20 protein-coding genes, 2 tRNA genes and 1 pseudogene are annotated in these 22168 nt (G+C 70.7%); 19 read left to right on the top strand and 4 right to left on the bottom strand.

Going from position 1 to position 22168, the window contains the following annotated elements; translation table 11 throughout:
• The 9 genes and pseudogenes from ACFZDL_RS31850 to ACFZDL_RS31890 all read left to right on the top strand — a co-directional run.
• Window positions 1-341: pseudogene (locus ACFZDL_RS31850) on the top strand (6-phosphogluconate dehydrogenase); the annotation flags it as partial.
• Window positions 342-385: 44 nt separating this feature from the next.
• Window positions 386-1612, top strand: coding sequence for a DNA replication/repair protein RecF (gene recF / locus ACFZDL_RS31855; protein ID WP_353594832.1), 1227 nt, complete (start codon window positions 386-388; stop codon window positions 1610-1612).
• Complete coding sequence (locus ACFZDL_RS31860; RefSeq protein ID WP_353594831.1) at window positions 1609-2142, top strand: DciA family protein; 534 nt, start codon at window positions 1609-1611, stop codon at window positions 2140-2142. The genes recF and ACFZDL_RS31860 overlap by 4 nt, the downstream gene beginning before the upstream one ends.
• Before the next feature lie 335 nt (window positions 2143-2477).
• The gene (gyrB, locus tag ACFZDL_RS31865) at window positions 2478-4520 is read left to right on the top strand and encodes a DNA topoisomerase (ATP-hydrolyzing) subunit B (protein WP_353594830.1); all 2043 of its coding nucleotides are present in this window, start codon (window positions 2478-2480) and stop codon (window positions 4518-4520) included.
• A 45-nt stretch (window positions 4521-4565) separates the two neighbouring features.
• Window positions 4566-7175 carry a DNA gyrase subunit A gene (gyrA, locus tag ACFZDL_RS31870; RefSeq protein ID WP_353594829.1) on the top strand — a complete coding sequence of 870 codons (2610 nt, stop codon included), beginning with the start codon at window positions 4566-4568 and terminating at the stop codon, window positions 7173-7175.
• Between the two features lie 147 nt (window positions 7176-7322).
• A complete protein-coding gene (locus tag ACFZDL_RS31875) occupies window positions 7323-7910 on the top strand; it encodes a DUF3566 domain-containing protein (protein WP_353594828.1) in 588 nt (195 codons plus the stop codon).
• A gap of 61 nt (window positions 7911-7971) precedes the next feature.
• Window positions 7972-8045 (top strand) — tRNA-Ile (locus ACFZDL_RS31880).
• Between the two features lie 185 nt (window positions 8046-8230).
• Window positions 8231-8365, top strand: coding sequence for a DLW-39 family protein (locus ACFZDL_RS31885; protein WP_003958712.1), 135 nt, complete (start codon window positions 8231-8233; stop codon window positions 8363-8365).
• A gap of 177 nt (window positions 8366-8542) precedes the next feature.
• A complete protein-coding gene (locus ACFZDL_RS31890) occupies window positions 8543-9931 on the top strand; it encodes a hypothetical protein (protein ID WP_353594827.1) in 1389 nt (462 codons plus the stop codon).
• Between the two features lie 102 nt (window positions 9932-10033).
• Here the strand turns inward: ACFZDL_RS31890 and ACFZDL_RS31895 are convergent, their stop codons facing one another.
• Both ACFZDL_RS31895 and ACFZDL_RS31900 read right to left on the bottom strand, forming a co-directional pair.
• Window positions 10034-11689: a serine/threonine-protein kinase gene (locus ACFZDL_RS31895; protein WP_353594826.1), complete on the bottom strand. Its 1656-nt coding sequence runs from the start codon at window positions 11687-11689 to the stop codon at window positions 10034-10036.
• A 48-nt stretch (window positions 11690-11737) separates the two neighbouring features.
• On the bottom strand, window positions 11738-12283 hold the full coding sequence (locus tag ACFZDL_RS31900; protein ID WP_353594825.1) for a DNA-binding protein: 546 nt from the start codon (window positions 12281-12283) through the stop codon (window positions 11738-11740).
• 117 nt (window positions 12284-12400) lie between these two features.
• On the opposite strand from ACFZDL_RS31900, the gene ACFZDL_RS31905 reads away from it, so the two are divergent.
• Together ACFZDL_RS31905 and ACFZDL_RS31910 are read left to right on the top strand one after the other, a co-directional pair.
• Window positions 12401-12473: transfer RNA gene (locus ACFZDL_RS31905), tRNA-Ala, on the top strand.
• A 263-nt stretch (window positions 12474-12736) separates the two neighbouring features.
• A complete protein-coding gene (locus ACFZDL_RS31910) occupies window positions 12737-13882 on the top strand; it encodes a response regulator (protein ID WP_353594824.1) in 1146 nt (381 codons plus the stop codon).
• A 21-nt stretch (window positions 13883-13903) separates the two neighbouring features.
• Here the strand turns inward: ACFZDL_RS31910 and ACFZDL_RS31915 are convergent, their stop codons facing one another.
• A complete protein-coding gene (locus tag ACFZDL_RS31915) occupies window positions 13904-14611 on the bottom strand; it encodes a DUF5324 family protein (protein WP_353594823.1) in 708 nt (235 codons plus the stop codon).
• 223 nt (window positions 14612-14834) lie between these two features.
• Here ACFZDL_RS31915 and ACFZDL_RS31920 point away from each other — a divergent pair, with 223 nt between their 5' ends.
• Both ACFZDL_RS31920 and ACFZDL_RS31925 read left to right on the top strand, forming a co-directional pair.
• On the top strand, window positions 14835-15368 hold the full coding sequence (locus ACFZDL_RS31920; RefSeq protein WP_353594822.1) for a peptidylprolyl isomerase: 534 nt from the start codon (window positions 14835-14837) through the stop codon (window positions 15366-15368).
• A 198-nt stretch (window positions 15369-15566) separates the two neighbouring features.
• A complete protein-coding gene (locus tag ACFZDL_RS31925) occupies window positions 15567-16454 on the top strand; it encodes a rhomboid family intramembrane serine protease (RefSeq protein ID WP_353594821.1) in 888 nt (295 codons plus the stop codon).
• Between the two features lie 325 nt (window positions 16455-16779).
• On the opposite strand, the gene crgA is transcribed toward ACFZDL_RS31925, so the two are convergent.
• The gene (gene crgA / locus ACFZDL_RS31930; protein ID WP_353594820.1) at window positions 16780-17037 is read right to left on the bottom strand and encodes a cell division protein CrgA; all 258 of its coding nucleotides are present in this window, start codon (window positions 17035-17037) and stop codon (window positions 16780-16782) included.
• Window positions 17038-17183: 146 nt separating this feature from the next.
• Between crgA and ACFZDL_RS31935 the strand changes: the two genes are divergently transcribed.
• From ACFZDL_RS31935 to ACFZDL_RS31960, 6 genes are all read left to right on the top strand, one after another.
• Window positions 17184-17951: a DUF881 domain-containing protein gene (locus ACFZDL_RS31935; RefSeq protein ID WP_353594819.1), complete on the top strand. Its 768-nt coding sequence runs from the start codon at window positions 17184-17186 to the stop codon at window positions 17949-17951.
• Between the two features lie 36 nt (window positions 17952-17987).
• Window positions 17988-18671: a class E sortase gene (locus tag ACFZDL_RS31940; protein WP_353594818.1), complete on the top strand. Its 684-nt coding sequence runs from the start codon at window positions 17988-17990 to the stop codon at window positions 18669-18671.
• 70 nt (window positions 18672-18741) lie between these two features.
• Window positions 18742-18933, top strand: a complete 192-nt coding sequence (locus tag ACFZDL_RS31945) for a hypothetical protein (protein ID WP_319689107.1) — start codon at window positions 18742-18744, stop codon at window positions 18931-18933.
• On the top strand, window positions 18930-19580 hold the full coding sequence (locus ACFZDL_RS31950; RefSeq protein WP_353594817.1) for an aminodeoxychorismate/anthranilate synthase component II: 651 nt from the start codon (window positions 18930-18932) through the stop codon (window positions 19578-19580). Before ACFZDL_RS31945 ends, ACFZDL_RS31950 begins: the two co-directional genes overlap by 4 nt.
• Window positions 19577-21262, top strand: coding sequence for a class E sortase (locus tag ACFZDL_RS31955; RefSeq protein ID WP_353594816.1), 1686 nt, complete (start codon window positions 19577-19579; stop codon window positions 21260-21262). The genes ACFZDL_RS31950 and ACFZDL_RS31955 overlap by 4 nt, the downstream gene beginning before the upstream one ends.
• A gap of 76 nt (window positions 21263-21338) precedes the next feature.
• Window positions 21339-22097, top strand: coding sequence for a class E sortase (locus ACFZDL_RS31960; RefSeq protein WP_391193144.1), 759 nt, complete (start codon window positions 21339-21341; stop codon window positions 22095-22097).
• The last annotated feature ends 71 nt before the right edge of the window (window positions 22098-22168 follow it).

A 22168-nucleotide genomic window follows, 5' to 3' on the forward strand; every position in this document is an offset into this window, starting at 1 on the left:
AGGGCTGGGAGCTGCTGGAGGCCGTGGACTCCGTCACCGACGTCCGCGAGGTCTTCCGCTCCTGGCGGGAGGGCACCGTCATCCGCTCCTGGCTGTTGGACCTCGCGGTGAACGCCCTGGACGACGACGAGCACCTGGAGAAGCTGCGGGGCTACGCGGAGGACTCCGGCGAGGGCCGCTGGACCGTCGAGGCGGCCATCGACAACGCCGTGCCGCTGCCCGCCATCACGGCCTCGCTCTTCGCCCGGTTCGCGTCCCGCCAGGACGACTCCCCGCAGATGAAGATGATCGCCGCACTGCGCAACCAGTTCGGCGGCCACGCGGTCGAGAACAAGAAGTAACCAGCCCCCGTAAGGGAGCCGCCGGGGGAGGTCGGCGCGCCACCATGCATGTCACGCATCTGTCGCTCGCCGACTTCCGCTCGTACGCCCGGGCCGAGGTCGCCCTCGGTCCGGGCGTCACTGCCTTTGTGGGCCCCAATGGCCAGGGGAAGACCAACCTCGTCGAGGCCGTCGGCTATGTGGCCACGCTCGGCAGCCATCGCGTCTCCGCCGATGCCCCGCTGGTGCGGATGGGCGCGGACCGGGCGATCGTGCGCGCCGCGATCGTCGAGGGCGACCGGCAGCAGCTGGTCGAGCTTGAGCTGAACCCCGGCAAGGCCAACCGCGCCAGAATCAATAGATCCTCGCAGGTCAGACCGCGCGATGTGCTCGGTATCCTGCGCACGGTCCTGTTCGCCCCCGAGGACCTTGCCCTGGTCAAGGGGGATCCCGGCGAGCGCCGGCGCTTCCTGGACGAGCTGATCACCGCGCGGTCGCCCCGTATGGCCGGGGTCCGCGCCGATTACGAGCGCGTGCTCAAGCAGCGCAACACCCTGCTCAAGACCGCCGCGCTGGCCCGGCGCCACGGCGGCGGCCGTGGTGCGGGGGGCGACGGGGCGCTGTCCACTCTCGACGTATGGGATCAACATCTGGCGCGGGCCGGTGCGGAACTGCTCGCCCAGCGCCTCGATCTGATCGCCGCCCTGCAGCCGCTGACCGACAAGGCGTACGAACAACTGGCGCCGGGAGGCGGCCCGGTCGGTTTTGACTACCGCAGCTCCGTCGGCGACGGGCTGGTGGCCGCGGGCGGCCGCGAGGAGCTGTACGAGCGGCTCTCGGCCGCGCTCACCGCCGCCCGCAAGCAGGAGATCGAGCGCGGGGTGACGCTGGTCGGCCCGCACCGCGACGATCTGATCCTGCGGCTCGGGGAGCTTCCGGCGAAGGGCTATGCGAGCCATGGCGAGTCCTGGTCGTATGCGCTGGCCCTGCGCCTGGCCTCGTACGACCTGCTGCGCGCGGACGTCTCATGGGCGCCGGGCGGGCCTTCCGCCGAAACCGCTCAGGCCGCCGGGGCCGGAGGGGCCGCCGGGGCGGTCCGGCGGGCGGGCGAGCCGGTGCTGGTGCTCGACGACGTCTTCGCGGAGCTCGACGAGCGGCGCCGGGAGCGGCTGGCCGAGCTGGTCGCGCCCGGTGAGCAGGTGCTGGTGACGGCGGCCGTGGAGGACGACGTTCCCGCGGTGCTGTCGGGCGCGCGCTACGCGGTCTCCGAAGGGGAGGTGCGGCCCCTGTGACCGAGCAGCCCGCACAGCCGCCCACCCCGCCGGAGCCCTCGGGGGTCGACCTGGCGCGGGTGGCGCTGCGCGCCGCCAAGGAGCAGGCGCGCGCCCGTGGTGCGGCGGCGCAGCAGAGGAAGCAGGCGCGCCGAGGGGGCTTGCGCTCCGGCGCGCGCGCCGACGGGCGCGATCCGCTGCCGCTCGGTGCCGCGATCAGCCGGCTGATCACCGAGCGGGGCTGGGAGACCCCCGCCGCGGTGGGCGGGGTGATGGGGCGCTGGCCCCAGATGGTGGGGCCGGAGGTGGCGCAGCACTGTGAGCCGCAGCGGTACGACGAGGATGCGCGGGTGCTCACGGTGCGGTGCGATTCGACGGCGTGGGCGACCCAGCTGCGGCTGCTGGCCCCGCAGCTGGTGGCCCGGCTCAACGCGGACCTCGGCCAGGGCACGGTCAAGCTGATCAAGGTCTTGGGCCCGGGCGGCCCGGCCCGCCGTTATGGCTCGCTGCGCGCCCCGGGCAGCACGGGCCCCGGGGACACCTACGGCTGAGACGGCCTTCCGCGCTGCCCGTCGCGCGCGCCCGGGCGCGCGCGACGGCGGCGGCCGTGAAGGAGGTGGCGGCTGGGGCGTCTGTCATGGTTGCCGGTGGTTGACGGCCCGAAGCGCTGAGTGGCGGTGTGAGCCTCTTGGACCCCGTGCCCAGATATGGGGAGTCGGTGGCGGCCGGTTCAGGGCGGCACATGCGTACTCAGGCACCAGCAAGCCCCCATTCTTGTCGGCGCTACCGGTAGACTGGGCCCGTACACCGTCGCCGCTTGCGCACCGAGCGCTCGCGGAAACATGTTGAACGACGCAGCCGCTCCCGCCTGCCCCGGAGACGGCTCGTGCTGTGCCAGAAAGGGCGCTTCGTGGCCGATTCCGGCAACCCCAACGAGAACATCCCGTCCCAGCTCCCGTCCCAGGACGGTGACGAGGCCCTGGCCCCGCCGTCCTATGACGCCAGTGCGATCACCGTCCTGGAGGGTCTGGACGCGGTCCGCAAGCGACCCGGTATGTACATCGGTTCGACCGGTGAGCGCGGCCTCCACCACCTCGTCCAAGAGGTGGTGGACAACTCCGTGGACGAGGCTCTGGCCGGTCACGCGGACAGCATCGAGGTGACGATCCTGGCCGATGGCGGGGTCCGCGTGGTCGACAACGGCCGCGGTATCCCGGTCGACCTGCACCCGGTGGAGAAGAAGCCGGCCGTCGAGGTCGTGCTGACCGTGCTGCACGCGGGCGGCAAGTTCGGCGGCGGCGGCTACGCCGTCTCCGGCGGTCTGCACGGCGTCGGCGTCTCCGTGGTCAACGCGCTGTCGACGAAGGTCTCGGTCGAGGTCAAGCGGGACGGCTACCGCTGGACCCAGGACTACAAGCTCGGTGTGCCCACCGCGCCGCTGGCCAAGAACGAGCAGGTCACGGAGACCGGTACGACGGTCACCTTCTGGGCCGACCCGGATGTCTTCGAGACGACCGAGTACTCCTTCGAGACGCTGTCGCGGCGCTTCCAGGAGATGGCGTTCCTGAACAAGGGCCTGTCCATCTCGCTGACGGACGAGCGGGCGGCCCATGTGGACGAGGAGGGCAAGCCGCTCTCCGTGACGTACTGCTACGAGGGCGGCATCGTCGACTTCGTGCAGTACCTGAACTCCCGCAAGGGGGAGCTGGTCCACCCCACGGTCATCGGCTTCGAGGCCGAGGACAAGGAGCGGATGCTCTCGGTCGAGATCGCGATGCAGTGGAACACCCAGTACACCGAGGGTGTCTACAGCTTCGCGAACACCATCCACACCCATGAGGGCGGTACCCACGAGGAGGGCTTCCGCGCCGCGCTGACGTACTTGATCAACAAGTACGCGCGGGACAAGAAGCTGCTCCGGGAAAAGGATGACAATCTCACTGGTGAGGACATCCGCGAGGGTCTGACCGCGATCATCTCGGTCAAGCTCGGCGAGCCCCAGTTCGAGGGCCAGACGAAGACGAAGCTGGGCAACACGGAGGCGAAGACCTTCGTCCAGAAGATCGTCCATGAGCACCTGGCCGACTGGCTGGACCGCTATCCCAACGAGGCGGCGGACATCGTCCGCAAGTCCATCCAGGCGGCCACGGCCCGGGTCGCGGCCCGCAAGGCCCGCGATCTGACCCGCCGCAAGGGGCTGCTGGAGACCGCGTCACTGCCGGGCAAGCTGGCCGACTGCCAGTCCAACGACCCGGCCAAGTGCGAGATCTTCATCGTCGAGGGTGACTCCGCCGGCGGCTCGGCCAAGGCCGGCCGGAACCCGCAGTACCAGGCGATCCTGCCCATCCGAGGCAAGATCCTCAACGTCGAGAAGGCGCGGGTCGACAAGATCCTCCAGAACAACGAGGTCCAGGCGCTGATCTCGGCGTTCGGCACCGGTGTGCACGAGGACTTCGACATCAGCAAGCTCCGCTATCACAAGATCATTCTGATGGCGGACGCCGATGTCGACGGCCAGCACATCAACACCCTGCTGCTCACCTTCCTCTTCCGCTTTATGCGCCCGCTGGTGGAGGCGGGCCATGTCTTCCTGTCCCGCCCGCCGCTCTACAAGATCAAGTGGGGCCGGGACGACTTCGAGTACGCGTACTCGGACCGCGAGCGGGACGCGCTGATCCAGGCCGGCCGTGAGCAGGGCAAGCGCATCAAGGAGGACTCGGTCCAGCGCTTCAAGGGTCTGGGCGAGATGAACGCCGAGGAGCTGCGCGTGACCACCATGGACGTCGACCACCGCGTCCTGGGCCAGGTCACCCTGGACGACGCCGCGCAGGCCGACGACCTGTTCTCGGTCCTGATGGGCGAGGACGTCGAGGCCCGGCGCTCGTTCATCCAGCGCAACGCCAAGGACGTCCGCTTCCTCGACATCTGAGTCGGCCCCGAGCAGCCGCAGACGACAGAAGGACTTTGACCAGCAATGGCCGACGAGAACACCCCGAACACGCCCGAAGACCAGGTCCAGGGGGCCGCCCTCCGCGTCGAGCCGGTGGGCCTCGAGACGGAGATGCAGCGCTCGTATCTCGACTACGCGATGAGCGTGATCGTGAGCCGTGCGCTGCCCGACGTCCGGGACGGCCTCAAGCCGGTGCACCGGCGCGTGCTGTACGCGATGTACGACGGCGGATACCGCCCCGAGAAGGGCTTCTACAAGTGCGCCCGCGTCGTCGGCGACGTGATGGGCACGTACCACCCGCACGGCGACTCGTCCATCTACGACGCCCTGGTGCGGCTGGCCCAGCCGTGGTCCATGCGGATGCCGCTGGTCGACTCCAACGGCAACTTCGGCTCCCCGGGCAACGACCCGGCGGCGGCCATGCGCTACACCGAGTGCAAGATGGCGCCGCTGTCCATGGAGATGCTCCGGGACATCGACGAGGAGACCGTCGACTTCCAGGACAACTACGACGGGCGCAACCAGGAGCCGACGGTTCTGCCGGCCCGCTTCCCGAACCTGCTGATCAACGGCTCCGCGGGGATCGCGGTCGGCATGGCCACCAACATCCCGCCGCACAACCTGCGCGAGGTGGCCGAGGGCGCCCAGTGGTTCCTGGCCAACCCGGAGGCCACGCCGGAGGAACTGCTCGACGCGCTCATCGACCGGATCAAGGGCCCGGACTTCCCCACCGGCGCCCTGGTCGTCGGCCGCAAGGGCATCGAGGAGGCGTACCGCACCGGCCGCGGCTCGATCACGATGCGCGCGGTCGTGGAGGTCGAGGAGATCCAGGGCCGCCAGTGCCTGGTGGTCACCGAGCTGCCGTACCAGGTCAACCCGGACAACCTGGCGCAGAAGATCGCCGACCTGGTGAAGGAGGCCAGGATCGGCGGCATCGCGGACGTCCGCGACGAGACGTCCTCGCGGACCGGTCAGCGCCTGGTCATCGTGTTGAAGCGGGACGCGGTCGCCAAGGTCGTGCTCAACAACCTCTACAAGCACACCGACCTGCAGACGAACTTCGGCGCGAACATGCTGGCGCTGGTCGACGGGGTGCCGCGCACCCTCTCGCTGGACGCCTTCATCCGCAACTGGGTCACCCACCAGATCGAGGTCATCGTCCGCCGGACGCGCTTCAGGCTGCGCAAGGCGGAGGAGCGGGCCCACATCCTGCGCGGTCTGCTCAAGGCGCTGGACGCGATCGACGAGGTCATCGCGCTGATCCGGCGCAGTGACACGGTGGAGATCGCGCGCACGGGCCTGATGGACCTGCTGACGATCGACGAGATCCAGGCCAACGCGATCCTGGAGATGCAGCTGCGGCGGCTCGCCGCCCTGGAGCGTCAGAAGATCATCCAGGAGCACGACGAGCTGCAGGCCAAGATCAACGAGTACAACGCGATCCTGGCCTCGCCCGAGCGGCAGCGGCAGATCATCAGCGAGGAGCTGACCGCGATCGTCGAGAAGTACGGCGACGACCGGCGCACCAAGCTGATCCCCTTCGACGGCGACATGTCCATCGAGGACCTGATCGCCGAGGAGGACATCGTCGTCACGATCACCCGCGGCGGCTATGTGAAGCGTACGAAGACCGAGGACTACCGCTCGCAGAAGCGCGGCGGCAAGGGCGTGCGCGGCACCAAGCTCAAGCAGGACGACATCGTCGACCACTTCTTCGTCTCGACCACCCACCACTGGCTGCTGTTCTTCACCAACAAGGGCCGGGTCTACCGGGCGAAGGCGTACGAGCTGCCGGACGCGGGCCGGGAGGCGCGCGGCCAGCACGTCGCCAACCTGCTGGCGTTCCAGCCGGACGAGCAGATCGCGCAGATCCTGGCGATCCGGGACTACGAGGCGGTGCCGTACCTGGTGCTGGCGACGAAGTCGGGCCTGGTGAAGAAGACCCCGCTCAAGGACTACGACTCGCCGCGCTCCGGTGGTGTGATCGCCATCAACCTCCGGGAGACGGAGGACGGCCGCGAGGACGAGCTGATCGGGGCCGAGCTGGTTTCGGCCGAGGACGATCTGCTGTTGATCAGCAAGAAGGCACAGTCGATCAGGTTCACGGCCACGGATGAGTCGCTGCGGCCGATGGGGCGGGCGACCTCGGGCGTCAAGGGCATGAGCTTCCGCGAGGGCGACGAGCTCTTGTCGATGAACGTCGTCCGGCCCGGTACGTTCGTGTTCACCGCCACCGACGGCGGGTACGCGAAGCGGACGAATGTCGACGAGTACCGCGTCCAGGGCCGTGGCGGCCTGGGCATCAAGGCCGCCAAGATCGTGGAGGACCGGGGTTCTCTCGTCGGGGCGCTGGTGGTCGAGGAAAGTGATGAGATCCTTGCCATCACGCTCAGCGGTGGCGTGATCCGTACCCGCGTGAACGAGGTCAGGGAGACGGGCCGTGACACCATGGGCGTCCAACTGATCAACCTGGGCAAGCGCGATGCCGTCGTCGGTATCGCCCGGAACGCCGAGGCCGGTCGTGAGGCTGAAGAGGTCGAGGACGAGTCCGAGACCGTGAGCGAGGCAGCCGAGGGGGCCGCGTCCGAGGCGGCCGAGGGCACACCGCCCCCGGCCGACGAGACCGAGGAGTAAGTCGTGAGTGGAGCCACGGGTGCCGCGGCGGGCGGCGGCGGAGCGGATGCCGGCCAGAGGCCGATGCCGGGAGCCGCACCCACCGGGAGCGGATCATCCGCTTCGGCAGGCGCCCGTGGCCCCGCCACCGACTCCCATGGGGGTACCGTGACGGACATCAGGCAGCCGCAGCCGCCGTACGAGGGCTACTCGGGCAGTCCGCTGCCCGGCGAGCGGCAGGGCCAGCCACAGCCCACGCAGCCGTACCACCCGCCGCAGGCCTACGCCCCGCCGAACGCCGGCGGGGCCGCCCGGGGCGCCTCGGGGCAGCAGCAGACCGCCGTGCGCCGCCCGCGCACCGAGTCGGGTGCCCGCCAGGCCCCGCGCACGCGCAAGGCGCGGCTGCGGGTCTCCCGGGTGGACCCGTGGTCGGTGATGAAGGTCAGCTTCCTGCTCGCTATCGCGCTGGGCATCTGCACCGTGGTCGCCGCGGCGGTGCTGTGGATGGTCATGGACGGGATGGGCGTCTTCAGCGCCGTGGGCGGGACGATCAGCGAGGCCACGGAGTCGAAGAAGGGCACCGGCTTCGACCTGGAGTCGTTCCTGTCGCTGCCGCGGGTGCTGACCTTCACCGGGATCATCGCCGCGATCAACGTGGTGCTGGCGACGGCGCTGGCCACCCTGGGGGCCTTCATCTACAACCTGTCGGCGGGCTTCGTCGGCGGTGTGGAGCTCACGCTCGCCGAGGACGAGTAGCGGCCGCCCGTAACCGATTTTGGGACAGGGCTGGTCGTGCGCTAATCTTTCGGTGCAGCGCGGGGCTATAGCTCAGACGGTTAGAGCGCTTCCCTGATAAGGAAGAGGCCACAGGTTCAAGTCCTGTTAGCCCCACCGGCGCGATCAGCCCGGACGGAGATCTTCTCTCCGCCCGGGCTGATTCCGTAGTGGCGCCCAGGCAGTTGGTCAATGGCCACCGACCGACCAATGCCGGGCATAGGTCACCGAACGGTATCGGCCGGTGTGTATCATCGGGCGCCAGAGGTCCCCTACGTCAAGGAAAGAGACGAGGTAGCGCGGTGAAGAAGCTTCTCCTGGTCGCACTGGCCGCCATCGGCGGGCTCCTCGTGTACCGCCAGATCCAGGCGGATCGCGCCGAGCAGGATCTGTGGACGGAGGCGACCGACTCCGTGCCCGCAGGTTCGGGTGTGTGAGACCAACAGCTCTGTACAGGGCCCCGACCGCTGGAGCGGTCGGGGTCCTGTCGGCTTTACTGGCGGCTGTCGCGGCAATCGCGGCAACCGTCTTTTTAGTTCACTCTTGCAAACAAAAAGCTTGCATAAGCAAAGTTGAACGGGCTGTGCGGCCGGCACGACGAGGAGTGACCCGCGATGGATGACCGCAGCAAGGTCAGGACCGGCCTCGCCGCGGTGGCGGCGCTGTGCGCGGTGGCCACGGCACCAGGACCGGCCGGCCAGGCCTGGGCCGCGCCCGCGGACGGGGCCGCCGGGGCGCGGCCCTACCGGACCGAGGGGACCCTCGTCCGGGGCGCCGACGGTGCCCAGGGAGCCCCGCTGCTCAAGCCGGGGCTGGGCTATGTCGACAACATCGCGGTGGGCCAGAAGCGGTACTACAGCGTCCGGCTGGACGCCACGTCCGGCTCGTACGTCTCGGCGGTGGCGGCGCCCCGGCCGGGGGCGGGCGTGGCCTCGTACCAGGACGGCGTCAAGGTGACGCTGGAGAGCCCCGACGGCACCACCTGCGACACCTCCGACCGGAAGATCGAGGCGAACGGCGTGGCCTATCCGATCGCCGACTACGTGGCACGCCAGGTCGCGTCCGGCTCGGTGGCCTCCTGCCGGCAGGCGGGCCGGTACCTCGTCACGGTGGAACGCCGAGCCGGTTCCCAGGACCCCGCCGCCTGGCCGCTGGAGCTCCGGCTGATGGTGGAGCCGCCGGTGAAGGGCGGGGCCACCGGACAGGCCCCGGAGGGGAGTTGGCGCACCACGCCGCCCGATCTGCCCGACGGCAAGGCGCGATGGCGGCAGGGCGGCACGGGGTTCAACGACGCGCGCCCGTTGTCCACAGGAGTGTGGGCGGATCAGATCAGGCCGGGCGAGACTCACTTCTACCGGGTGCCGGTCGACTGGGGACAGCGGCTCGACGCCACCGCCGAACTGCCCGCCGCGAAGACCAAGGAGACGGCAGGTGTCAACGACGCACTGGGGCTTCGGGTCTTCAACCCGGCCCGCGGCCTGACGAAGAAGAGCTCCTTCACCGCCTACGAGGGCCGACAGGCACAGGCGGAGGCGGACACCGCCCCCGTGGCGTACGGCAACCGCACGGCGCGGGCCGATTACTCGGTGCGCACGATGAGCTTCGCCGGGTGGTACTACCTGGCGGTCACGGTGAATCCGGATGTCGCGCGGTTCTTCAAGGGCACGGTGCCGCTCACCCTGCGGGTGCGGACCTCGGGCACCGCGGAGGCCGGGCCGACGTACGACGGGGACGCGGTCAAGGCGGGCTTCGGCCTCACCGCCGCCGACCGGCGGGAGGCCGCCCGGACCCCCGCGACGGGGGACGACGCCGTGGCGGTGGCCGACGGCACGGACAAGGGCCCGCTGCGGCTGGTCGGCTATGTGAGCTACGCCGTCGGCGCGCTGCTGCTGCTCGGGCTCGGGGGGTGGACGCTGGCAGCCCGGCGCCGCGCCCCGGCCGCCGCGGCCCCGGCGTCCGGGCCCGGCAGGCACCGGCGGTACGGGCCGCCGCCTGCCTGGTAGGCGGGCATGGGCGGGCTGCTGCCCCCGGGCCGGGCTGCTGCTTTTGAGCCGGGCTGCTGCCTTCGGGCCGGGCTGCTGTTGGGTCAGCCTGCTGACTTTGGGTCAGCCTGCGGACAGTAACGCCCAGGTGCCGACCGCGAAGCACACGGCCGCGGCGATCAGGATCGCGACCGCCGTCTTGCGGGACGGTCCGGGGCGGCGTCGGGCGGTGGTGGGAACCTGCGGCTGCGGAGCGGTGTATGGACGAGTAGGAGGGTATTCGTGCTGGGCCGCCGGGGCGGGAGCGGTGGCCGGAGTGGGAGTGGGGGTGGGCGTATGCGAGGGCGGGGGGCCTGGCTGTCGCGGATCGGGAGGGGCCTGTGGCGGCTGTGCGGGCCGTACGGGCCGCGGGGGCGGCGTGGGCTGTGCGGGCGCAGGCTGAGCGGCCTGCGGCTGCGGCACGCCGGAATACGGGGTGTGGGGGGCGTGCGGGGGGTACGGGGCCCCGGGCTGCCCGGTGGGGACCTGCCCGGTCGGGAACTGCCCGCTCGGGTTCTGGTTGCCCGGGACCTGGCCGGTGTGCGGCTGCCCGGTGTGCGGCTGGGGCGTCTGCGGCTGAGGGGCCGAGGGCGGTTGTGGGGCCGGGTGCGGCGGTATCCCGGTGTACGGTGTCTGGGGCGGGGGCAGTTGGAAGCTGCCGGTGTCCGACATCGACGGCTGCGAGACGGACGGCTGCGAGACGGACGACTCGGATGGCTGCTGCGGGGACGGCTCGGACGGCTGTGGTGTCCTGGTGCCCTGGGAGCCGGAGGGTTGGGGCGGCGGGCCGCTGTGCGCAGGGGCCATGCCGGCGCCGGTGTCACCGTCGGTGCCCGCGTCCGCGCCCGCCCGGCCGCTCGTGCGGAAAGGGCCCTCGGGTCCGAACCCCTCGGGGAGCGGACCGAGATGGTCGAAGACCTCGATCATCTCGTCGTCGATGCCGGGTTCGGGCAGCATCTCGGCGGCCGAGAGGAGCGCCTTGCGCGCCCCCGTGGCCGTGCGGAACCGGTCCTCGGGATCGGGCTGCAGCAGATTCGCTATCACCTGCCACAGCGGCTCGGGTACCCCCGTGGGCGCGTTCGGCACGCCCTGCTCGAACAGCTTGATCAGGGCGTCCGCGTCCGGCTTGTGGCCGCTGAGCAGATACAGCGCCACCAGCCCGACCGCGAAGAGGTCGGCGGGGAAGTCCGGCTCCTCGCCCATCATCTGCTCGGGCGCGAAGTAACCGGGCGTTCCCATCACGAAGTTGGCCTCGGTGAGCCGGGGTTCCCCCTTCGTCAGCGCGATGCCGAAGTCGGACAGCCGTACATGCGGCCGACCGGTCCCGGTGGCCTCCAGCAGGATGTTCGCGGGTTTGATGTCGCGGTGCACCACGCCTTCCGCGTGCACCGCCGCCAGGCCGGAGAGCAACTGGTCCAGCAGCGTGCACACATAGCGCGGCGGCAGCGGGCCGTAGTCGCCGATGAGGTGGGCGAGCGAGCCGCCGCCCACCAGGTCCATGGTGAACAGCACCTTGTCGTCGTCCGCCGCCCAGCTGGCCGGTGCCAGCACATAGGGGTGGTCGATGCGCAGCGCCTGTTCCCGTACGAACCGCAGCAGGGTGTGCGCGTCGCGCTGCTGCAGCACCTTCGCCGCGACGTAGCGGCGGCGCCGGTGGTCCCAGACGCGCCATACGGCGCCCACGCCACCGCGCCCGATCGGGTCGACCAGCTCGTACCGGCCCGCGAAGACTTCACCCATCGCGCGGCCCCCGCCCACTCATCGGCTCGTCAGCAGTCCGTCAGCTCATCAGCTCTGGTGTGCCTCGTAGTGGGCGACCGCCTCGGCGGTCCGCCCCGCGCCGTACACCCGGAGAAACTCTGCCAGCTCCGGGTGGGTGGGGGCGAGGGTGTCGGCGGCGTCGATGATGTCGCCCGCGGCGGACACCGAGCGCAGCAGCGACTGGATCTCGCGGACCACGCGCCGCACGGTGGGGGCGCCGGTGCTCGCCGTGGTCTGTGTGGTGTTCAGCACCGAGCCGCCCGCGGACTTCTTGATCTCCTCCATGCGCTCGGCGGCCTCGGCGGCGCTGACCCGGCCGTCCGCCGCCTGGCTCGACAGCTCTTGCAGGGCCTGTACCCGCTGGACGACGGCCGGGTTGCCGATCTTGGCTCGCTGGCCGCTCATCAGCTGCGAGAGCATGGGCGCGGACAGCCCGAGGACGGCGGCGAGGCGGGCCTGGTTGAGGCCCAGGTCGTCGATGAGACGGCGGAAGAGCGCCCCCAGCGGCTCCCCGTACCAGCTGCGCTGCAGCTCCCGTGCGCGGGTGGTGGCATCCTGCTGTGCTGCGTCCATTCGCTCTCCCCTTCGCTTCGCTGCAGCGAATCTTGCGTGGCATCCTACGGAGGGCGGTACGCGCGAGCGATACCCGGTCGGGAAAGGGGGCCACAACCGGGTATCCTGATCGGCGACGGGGCCTTAGCTCAGTTGGTAGAGCGCCGTCTTTGCATGGCGGATGTCAGGAGTTCGACTCTCCTAGGCTCCACTTTCGTCACCGGCCAGGACGCCAGAGGGTGCCCTGGCCGGTTTTTCTTGCCGTCCATGTCCCGTGCGGATCCCTTGGTGTGGTCGACCCGGCGCGGGCCTCGCAGCGCCGTTGCGGGGCATTGTCCTCCCTCATGTTGCCCGGTGTTGCCGCTCTGGCCGTTGTCGCGCGCAACACCTCGGGCATGCCCCACGCTGGCGTCAACTCGGGCGCGTGGCCCGGGAGTCGTCTGGTCGGCGCGATCCGCCGTGCGGGGAGACAACATGCGTGAGCTGCGGCCATTGGGTGAGGGGCTGAGTGACGAATGCCGGGATTTCGCCCTGGCGCTGCGGGACCTGTTCAAGGGGCTGGACGTCTCGGTGCGCAGATATGCCGCGCGCAGGTACCGCGATCCGGGCACGCTCTCGCGCTATCTGAGTGGTACGCGCATCCCGCCGTGGGAGTTCGTGCAGGACCTGTTCACCGATCTCGCCGAGCGGCGGGGCACCGCGGCGACCCCGGCCGCGATCGAGCTGGTGCGGGGGCTGCACCGGGCCGCGGTGCACACGAGCGGGTCGCCCGGTCACGCGATGGAGATCCTCCAGCATCAGCTGGCGGACGCCGACCGGGAGGCCAGGACGTCCAGTGTGAAGGAGGACGTGCTGGGCGAGGCGCTGCTCGACCGGCAGCACCGCATCGCCGATCTGGAGGTGCGGCTGAGCCAGCTGGAAGCCGCGTGGGCGACGGAGCGCACCCGGGCGGACACGCTGGAGCTGGGTCTGCCCGACCATGCGGAGCTGGTCAAGGAGCGGGACATGCTCCAGCGCGAGGTGAAGCGCCTCACCGAGGAGCTGGAGGATGTGCGGCTGCGCGGGTTACTGGCGGAGGACCGCTGCCAGATGCTGGAGCGGCAGCTGGCCATGGTGGAGTCCCAGCGCCCCGCCGCGGCCCCTGAGCCGGGCGGGGTGTCCGACGCCCCCGCGGAGCCCGCGGTGTCCACGCGCTGCTCCGGGCCTCGTCCCAAGATCCTCGTGGTCGACGACCAGCACAACAATTTGCTGGCCATGGAGGCCGTGCTGGCCACGCTGGACCAGGAGCTGGTGACCGCGGGCTCGGGGCAGGAGGCCCTCAAGGCCCTGCTCGACCACGACGACTTCGCGGTGATCCTGCTGGATGTGCAGATGCCGGAGATGGACGGCTATGAGACCGCGGCCCATATCCAGCGGCGGCCCCGCAACCGGGACATCCCGATCATCTTCATGACCGCGATGGGCGCCGACCCGGAGCACTCCTCCCGGGGGTACGCGGCCGGTGCGGTGGACTACATCGCCAAGCCGTTCGACCCCTGGGCGCTGCGTGCCAAGGTCTCCGTGTTCACGGAGATCTTCCTGGAGAGGCGCCGGTACAGCGAGCGCGTCGCCGCTCACTGACCGGCGCCCGGCTCCCCGGTTTCAGCGCTCATTCTCGTCGGCCTGCTTGGCCTGCGCCTCCGGGTCGAGTGCGGATTGGTCGCTGCCGTCCACGGACGTCAGCGGCTCACGCCCGCTCAGCTCGGTCGCCGCCGGGGGCTCGACCAGCCAGTCGGGGTTGGCCTGCCTGTCCCACCACTTCCACGCGGTGAAGAGACCGGCGCCCACCAGGCCGACGAAGGCCGTGCGCTTGGCGATGCGTCCGGTGCGGTCCCTCCTGCGGCGGCGCCTGGCGAGCTTTTGGATGTCGGCCGCGGTCACATGGTCACGCAGGGCGGCGAGGGCCGCGGCGCTGCGGGTGACGGCTTCCTCGCACACCGGCCCGGCGGTGGCGCGCGCCTCGGCGACCGCGTGCTGGACGCGCGGCGCGGTGTACCGCGCGGCTCGGCGGGCCGCCTTGCGGGTGCGGAGGGCGGCCCGGGTGGCGGCGTCGTCGACCCCTCGCGGCAGGGTGCCGCGGGCCTGGGTCAGCCGCGGCGCGATATGCACGTGGTACTGGCTGCCTGCGGCGTGGCGGGCCTGGTGCGCGGCGTGCGAGACCTTCGGCCCCAGCTGTACGCGAGCCGTGTGTGCGTAGCGCGTGGCGGCGTCCTTGGCCGTACCGGCGTAGGGCGCCACCACCTCCGCCGCGTGCAGGACGCTGCCCTTGGCGGTGCCAGTCGCGGCTCGCACGCTCTCCATGCGGGTCACGGGATCCTCCCCTTTCCGTTTCATGGAAGATCATGCCTATTGTGAAGATCATGCCTGTTCGCCGGGTGCCGGGCACGTGTGGCCGGGCATCCGGGGCACGTACGGGTTCCCGTTCGGCCCGGTATGAATCGTGTGCGTGCCGCGCGCCGATTCGCGGGTACGCGTCGTCGCGGCGTCCGTGCGAGGATCAAGGGACCGCAATGAAGACTATGGAAGGTAGATCGTGGCTGAGCAGCTCTACGCCACCCTGAAGACGAACAATGGCGACATCGTGGTCCGGCTGCTGCCGAACCACGCCCCCAAGACGGTCAAGAACTTCGTGGAGCTCGCTGAGGGCACCCGTGAGTGGACCCACCCGGCGACGGGCAAGCGGGCCAAGGAGAAGCTGTACGACGGCACCGTCTTCCACCGCGTGATCAGCGGTTTCATGATCCAGGGCGGTGACCCGCTGGGCAACGGCACCGGTGGCCCCGGCTACGAGTTCGCCGACGAGTTCCACCCGGACCTGTCGTTCAACAAGCCGTATCTGCTGGCGATGGCCAACGCCGGCCCGGGCACCAACGGCTCGCAGTTCTTCATCACCGTCGCGCCGACGACGTGGCTGACCGGCAAGCACACCATCTTCGGCGAGGTCGTCGACGAGGGGAGCAAGAAGGTCGTCGACGCGATCGTGAGCACCTCGACCAACCCGCGCACCGACCGCCCGCTCAACGACGTCGTCATCGAGTCGGTCGTCGTGGAGACCCGCGAGGGCTGAACCGAGGGCCGGCCTCGAGGCCGTAGTCGCCACGCGGCGGAGCCGCATGTCGATGCGGCCGGCCGCCGCCGCGTGGCGGGCCCGCGCCGCGCCTCGCGACCGGCGGCGGGAACTCCGCGCCCCGCCTGTCCGTCTTGACGGCAGGCAGGCGGGCACGTGGGCCCGGTGCGAGCATGGATTGCAGGGCAAGGGGAGACGATGGAGGACCAGGCGGTCTGCTGCTATCGGCACCCGCAGCGGGAGACCGGCATCAGCTGTGTCCGCTGTGAGCGGCCGATCTGCCCCGAGTGCATGATCAGCGCCTCGGTCGGTTTCCAGTGCCCCGAGTGCGTGCGCGGTGGCGCGCAGGGCTCCTCGGGCGGTCCCGTCCCGGCGGGGCGCCCGGTGCGGGACGCCCGGCCGCGCACCATAGCGGGCGGCACGTTCACCGCCGACCCGCGGCTGGTCACCAAGGTCCTGATCGGCCTCAATCTCGCCGTGTGGTTCGTGGCGCTCGCGATCGGCGACCGGTTTGTGAACGCCCTGGATCTGGTCGGCCGGGCCTACGACCCCAGCGCGGGCGAACTGGTGGGGGTCGCCGAGGGCCAGTGGTACCGGCTGATCACCGCGATGTTCCTGCACCAGCAGGCGTACCACATCGCCTTCAACATGCTCTCGCTGTGGTGGCTGGGCGGGCCGCTGGAGGCGGCGCTCGGCCGGGCCCGCTATCTCACGCTGTATCTGCTGGCCGGGCTGGGCGGCAGCGCGCTGTCGTATCTGCTCGCCGCGCAGAACCAGCCCTCGCTCGGCGCCTCCGGGGCGATCTTCGGCCTGCTCGGCGCCACGGCGGTCCTGATGCGCCGCCTCAACTACGACATGCGGCCGGTCATCGCGCTGCTCGTGCTCAACCTGATCTTCACCTTCGCCTGGTCCGGTATCGCCTGGCAGGCCCACGTCGGCGGCCTGGTCGTGGGCACGGCGGTGGCGTACGGGATGGTGCACGCGCCGCGCGAGAAGCGTGCGCTGGTGCAGCAGCTCACCTGTGCGGTGGTGCTGCTCGCGATCGTGGCGGTGGTGTGGCTGCGGACGGTGCAGCTCACCGGCTGACCGGTCGGCGCCCGGTGACCGGCTGACCCCGGGGACCAGTCGGCACCGGCTGACCGTCGGCACCGCATCCGCCGCCCCGGGGATATCCACAGCGCAGTTGTCCACAGCACGTGGCTGATCTTGTGCAAGCTGTGGAGAACATCAGTGCGGGTCCGGGCTCCTCCGCGTTCCCGCAGGCAGAGGCAGGTGTGAACGGTCGAACGGACGTGTTCGGCCGATCACACCGGCGTCAATGCGGCGGAAGTTATCCACAGATCTTCTGAGTTTTCCCCGGCTGTGGATAACTCTGTGGACGACCGGGATGCGGAGGATCGGAGGGACGATCCTACTTCCACTGAGTGGAGACCACGAACCCGGCGGCGATGAAGCCGAAGCCGACCACGATGTTCCAGTTGCCCAGGGACTTGACGGGCATGTCCCCGGTCGTCACGTAGAACATCACGATCCAGGCGAGACCGATGAGGAACATCGCCAGCATCAACGGAGCCACCCACCGGCGTCCGCTGTGCAGGCTGATGTTAGCGGCCTGCTTCGCCGGCGGCGGCGTGAAGTCGTCCTTCTTGCGGATCCGTGACTTCGGCACGAGGAACTCTCCTGTCGATGCGCTGCGTGACCGCGCGGGATTGGTACGGACGGCACCGGGTCGGGGCTGAGACGGGGGACCACACCCTTCACTCGGGGCGTCCGTTAGCGTAGTCCTTCCGCGGCGTCGTAAGGAGTAAGGGTACGTTGAGCAATTCCGCCGGCACCCCCAACCCGGGCCCCCGCCGCCCCTCCTTCCGTCCCGTCCGGCTGCTGACCGCCGCGGTCTTCGCGCTCGCCGGACTGATCTTCTGGACCAGCTTCGACACCGCCCGGGGCACCAATCTGCGCAGTGACGAGTCGATGCTGAGGCTGTCCGACCTCATCCAGGAGCGCAGCCGCAAGAACGCCAGGCTCGACGAGAGCACCGCTCAGCTGCGCTCGCGGGTCGACGCCCTCGCCCGCCGCGACAACGGCGCCACGGACGCCGAGCGCCGCAGGCTCGCGGCGCTGGAGCGGAACGCGGGCACCGAGAAGCTCACCGGAACGGCGCTCTCCGTCACCCTCACCGACGCCCCGCCGAACGCGACGGCGAAGATCCCCGGAGTGCCCGAGCCGCAACCCAATGACCTGGTCATCCACCAGCAGGACCTGCAGGCCGTGGTCAACGCGCTGTGGCAGGGCGGCGCCCGGGGGATCAAGGTCATGGACCAGCGGCTGATCTCGACCAGCGCGGTGCGCTGCGTCGGCAACACCCTGATCCTGCAGGGCCGGGTCTACTCCCCGCCCTACACCATCACCGCCGTCGGCGACCGCGGCAAGCTGCGCGCCGCGCTGGCCGCCTCCCCCGCCATCGAGAACTACCGCAGTTATGTCGAGGCGTACGGGCTCGGCTGGAAAGTCGCCCAGCACGACAGGGTGACTCTTCCCGGCTACTCCGGCACAGTGGACCTGCACTACGCACAGCCCCGGTGAACCCGGTAGACGCAGACATGGGCAGGTGTGCGGCCGATGAGGGTGCGACTGGTCGTCAGGACGCTCAGTGAGATCTGCCTCACCGTCGGCACCCTGATCGTCCTCTTCGTCGTCTACGTCCTGTACTGGACCGGCGTCCGCGCGGACCGCGCGATGGACGGGGAGATCGACCGGCTGCAGGACCGATGGGCGACCGGGCCCGTCGCCGGCGCCGCGGCGACACAGCGCCGGTCCGAGCCGGAGCCGTACCGGGACGGCGCGTCCTTCGCCATCATGTACATCCCCCGCTTCGGCGCCGACTGGGTAAAGCCGGTCCTTCAGGGCACCGCGACCGACACCCTGAAGAAGGGGCTCGGCCACTACACGCGCACCGCCCGGCTCGGCGCCCGCGGCAACTTCGCCGTCGCCGGACACCGCCGCACCTACGGCGACCCGTTCAAGGACTTCCCCCGGCTGCGGCCCGGCGACGCCGTGGTGCTCAACGACGGCACGACCTGGTACACGTACCGCATCGACAAGCGGCCCTACCGCACGCTGCCGACCGATGTCGGCGTCATCGACCCCGTGCCGCGCGCGTCCGGGTTCCGCGGACCGGGCCGCTATCTGACCCTCACGACCTGCGAGCCGGAGTGGGGGCACAGCCACCGGCTGATCGCATGGGCACATCTGGACGCCACCCGTCCAGTGACCGAAGGCAAGCCCGAAGCTTTGCTCAGCTGACCCACCGACCCCAGGCCCGGCCCCTTACTCTGGTGCAGCAGTCTCTGGTGCTGCAATCGACTTCTTCGTCGTGAGTAGGGATGGCATGTACGGCTGGATCTGGCGGCATCTGCCGGGTAACGCATGGGTGCGGGCGCTGATTTCGCTCGTACTGGTGCTGGCGATCGTCTTCGTGCTCTTCCAGTACGTCTTCCCGTGGGCGGAGCCCCTGCTGCCCTTCAACGACGTGACGGTCGACGAGGGGATGGCGGGGCCCCGGTGAGCGCACGCATTCTGGTCGTCGACAACTACGACAGCTTTGTCTTCAACCTGGTCCAGTACCTCTACCAGCTCGGCGCCGAGTGCGAGGTGCTGCGCAACGACGAGGTGGCCCTCGGCCACGCCCAGGACGGCTTCGACGGCGTCCTGCTGTCCCCGGGCCCCGGCACCCCCGAAGAAGCGGGCGTCTGCGTCGACATGGTGCGGCACTGCGCGCACACCGGCGTGCCGGTCTTCGGCGTCTGTCTGGGGATGCAGTCCATGGCGGTCGCGTACGGCGGGGTCGTCGGGCGCGCCCCGGAGCTGCTGCACGGCAAGACCTCGCGCGTGACGCACGAGGGCGCCGGCGTCTTCAAGGGCCTCCCCTCGCCCTTCACCGCCACCCGCTACCACTCGCTGGCCGTCGAACGGGACACCGTCCCGGACGAGTTGGAGATCACGGCCTGGACGGAGACGGGCATCGCGATGGGGCTGCGCCACCGGCGGCTGCCCGTCGAGGGAGTGCAGTTCCATCCCGAGTCGGTGCTCACCGAGTGGGGACACCGGATGCTCGCCAACTGGCTCGAGGAGTGCGGCGACGCGGGGGCGGTGGGGCGGTCGGCGGGCCTGGCCCCCGTGGTGGGGACGGTCGGCGGTAAGGCCGTCGAGTGACCGCACTGCGCCCCGAGCGCGAGGGCGTGTCCCAAGGCGCCCAGGAGCCCGACCCGTATGCGTCGTACGAGCCGAATGAGCCGCACGACGCGTACGGGGCCACGGACGCGTTCGCGGCGGCTGTGGAGCGGCTGGACGACCCCCTGACCGATCCGCTGCCCAGACCCTCGCCCGGACTCGTGGCGGGGACTGTGACGGGGCCCTCCGCGGGGCCTGCGACGCCTGCCGCGAGACCCGCCGCCGGTCCCGCCCAGGGGCCTTCGGCGGAGCCCATGACGGGGCGTACCACCGGGCCCGTGACGGGTCCCATGGCCGGGCCCCCGCCAGGGGCCGCCAGAACGCCCGCTGCCGGGCCTGTGACGGGACGGGCGGGTCCGTCGGTGCCCGGGCCCGCCCCGGCCGCCGAGCGGGCTCCTGGAGGCCCGTCCAGGGCCCGCCATCGCCGCCCCGACCCCGTGGCACCCGTCGGGCCCGCCACGCCCGCCGACGTGGACGCGACGGCCGTACTGCCGCCGGTGTCCGCGGCGGGGGCTCCGGCGCGCGCCCCGGCCGGGCACGCACCGGGCGGGCAGGCACCGGCCGGGCGCCGGGTGGCGGGCGACGACGAGACGGTGGCGCTGCGCGCGGTCCGGCCGGGGACGGCCGACGGGCGGGGGGCCCCCGCCGCTCCCCCTCCGGGCGGCGACGAGACGGTGCTGCTGCGGAAGATCGGGACCGGCGGCCCCGCCGAGGCGGAGACGATCGGTGCGGACCGGCACGGCGGGGCCGAGGCGGAGGCCGCGGACGGCCCGCAGGGGCCGCCCGGGGGCCGGGCCGCCCGCCGGCGCGCCGCTCAGGCGGCGGCCAAGCGCGGCGGCGGCAGACGGGGCGCCCGCGCGCGCGGTGAGGCGGGCGGCGCGGGCGGAGGGGGTACGGGCACCGCCACGGCGGCCGGGAGCGGGCCGCAGCCGACGAAGCCCCGTACCCGTATGGAGGCCAAGCGCGCCGCCCGGGCGCGCAAGGACAGCCCGGCCGTCATCGTGAGCCGTGTCGTCGGTGAGCTGTTCATCACGGTCGGCGTGCTGATGCTGCTCTTCGTGACCTACCAGCTGTGGTGGACCAACATCCTGGCCCATCAGCAGGCGAACGGCGCCGCCAACAGCCTCCAGAAGAAGTGGGACCGGGACGGCGGGGCGAACCGCGATCCCGGCACGTTCTCGCCCGGCGAGGGCTTCGCGATCCTCTACATCCCCAAGCTGGACGTCAAGGCCCCGATCGCCGAGGGGATCAGCAAGCAGAAGGTCCTCGACCACGGCATGGTCGGCCACTACGGAAGCGGCAAGCTGAAGACCGCGATGCCGTGGGACAAGAAGGGCAACTTCGCGCTGGCCGGGCACCGCAACACCCACGGTGAGCCGTTCCGGTACATCAACCACCTCAAGCCCGGCGACAAGATCGTCGTGGAGACGCAGAACGCGTACTTCACCTACGAGATGACCAGCATCCTGCCGCAGACCCAGCCCTCGAACACGGGAGTGATCGGTCCGGTGCCGCCCGGCTCGGGCTTCACCGAACCGGGCCGCTACATCACCCTGACGACCTGCACCCCCGAGTTCACCAGCAAATACCGCATGATCGTCTGGGGCAGGATGATCGACGAGCGGCCGCGGAGCAAGGGCAAGCCGGACGCGTTGGTCCAGTGAGCGAGCACGGCCGGGAAAGCCAGAACGACCGGGGAGTCAGAAATACCCGGACGACCGGGAAAAGGGGTACCACGCGGTGGCACGGACCGACCAAGACGAGCGGCCGGGGGAGCCGGGGGAGGTGTCCGCCGCGCCCGCGCGGCAGCGCCGCCCCCGCCGGGGGCGGATAGCCGCGGCCGTCGGCCTTCTGGGCGAGCTGCTGATCACCGTGGGGGTGCTCCTCGCCCTCTTCGTCGTCTACTCGCTGTGGTGGACGAATGTGCTGGCCGACCGCGAGGCGAAGAAGCAGGGCGACCGGGTGCGCCGGCAGTGGGCGCAGCAGCAGGGGCCCGGCGGGCCCGGCCGGCTCGACACCAAGGACGGCATCGGCTTCCTGCATGTGCCGGCGATGGACAACGGTGAGGTGCTGGTCAAGGAGGGCACGTCGACCGAGACGCTCAACGACGGCGTCGCGGGCTACTACACCAAGCCGGTGAAGTCGGCGATGCCCTGGGACAAGAAGGGCAACTTCACCCTCGCGGCGCACCGGGACGGGCACGGCGCCAAGTTCCACAACATCAACAAGCTGGACAAGGGCGATCCGATCGTCTTCGAGACGCGCGACACCTGGTACATCTACAAGGTCTACGCGGAGCTGCCCGAGACCTCGAAGTTCAATGTGCGGGTGCTCAGCCCGGTCCCGAAGGAGTCGGGGAAGAAGAAGCCGGGCCGCTACATCACGCTCTCCACGTGCACGCCGGTCTACACCTCGCTCCACCGCTACATCGTGTGGGGTGAGCTGGTGCGTACGGAGAAGGTCGACGCGGACCGTACGCCGCCCAAGGAACTGCGTTAACCGCCCGGCCCCTAAGGGCCCTGGACACCGCAAGGCTCTGGACACGGGGAAGCCCCGGCCGCCCGATTTCC

The sequence above is a fragment of the Streptomyces sp. NPDC007917 genome (genome assembly GCF_042959105.1).
Lineage (GTDB): Bacteria > Actinomycetota > Actinomycetes > Streptomycetales > Streptomycetaceae > Streptomyces.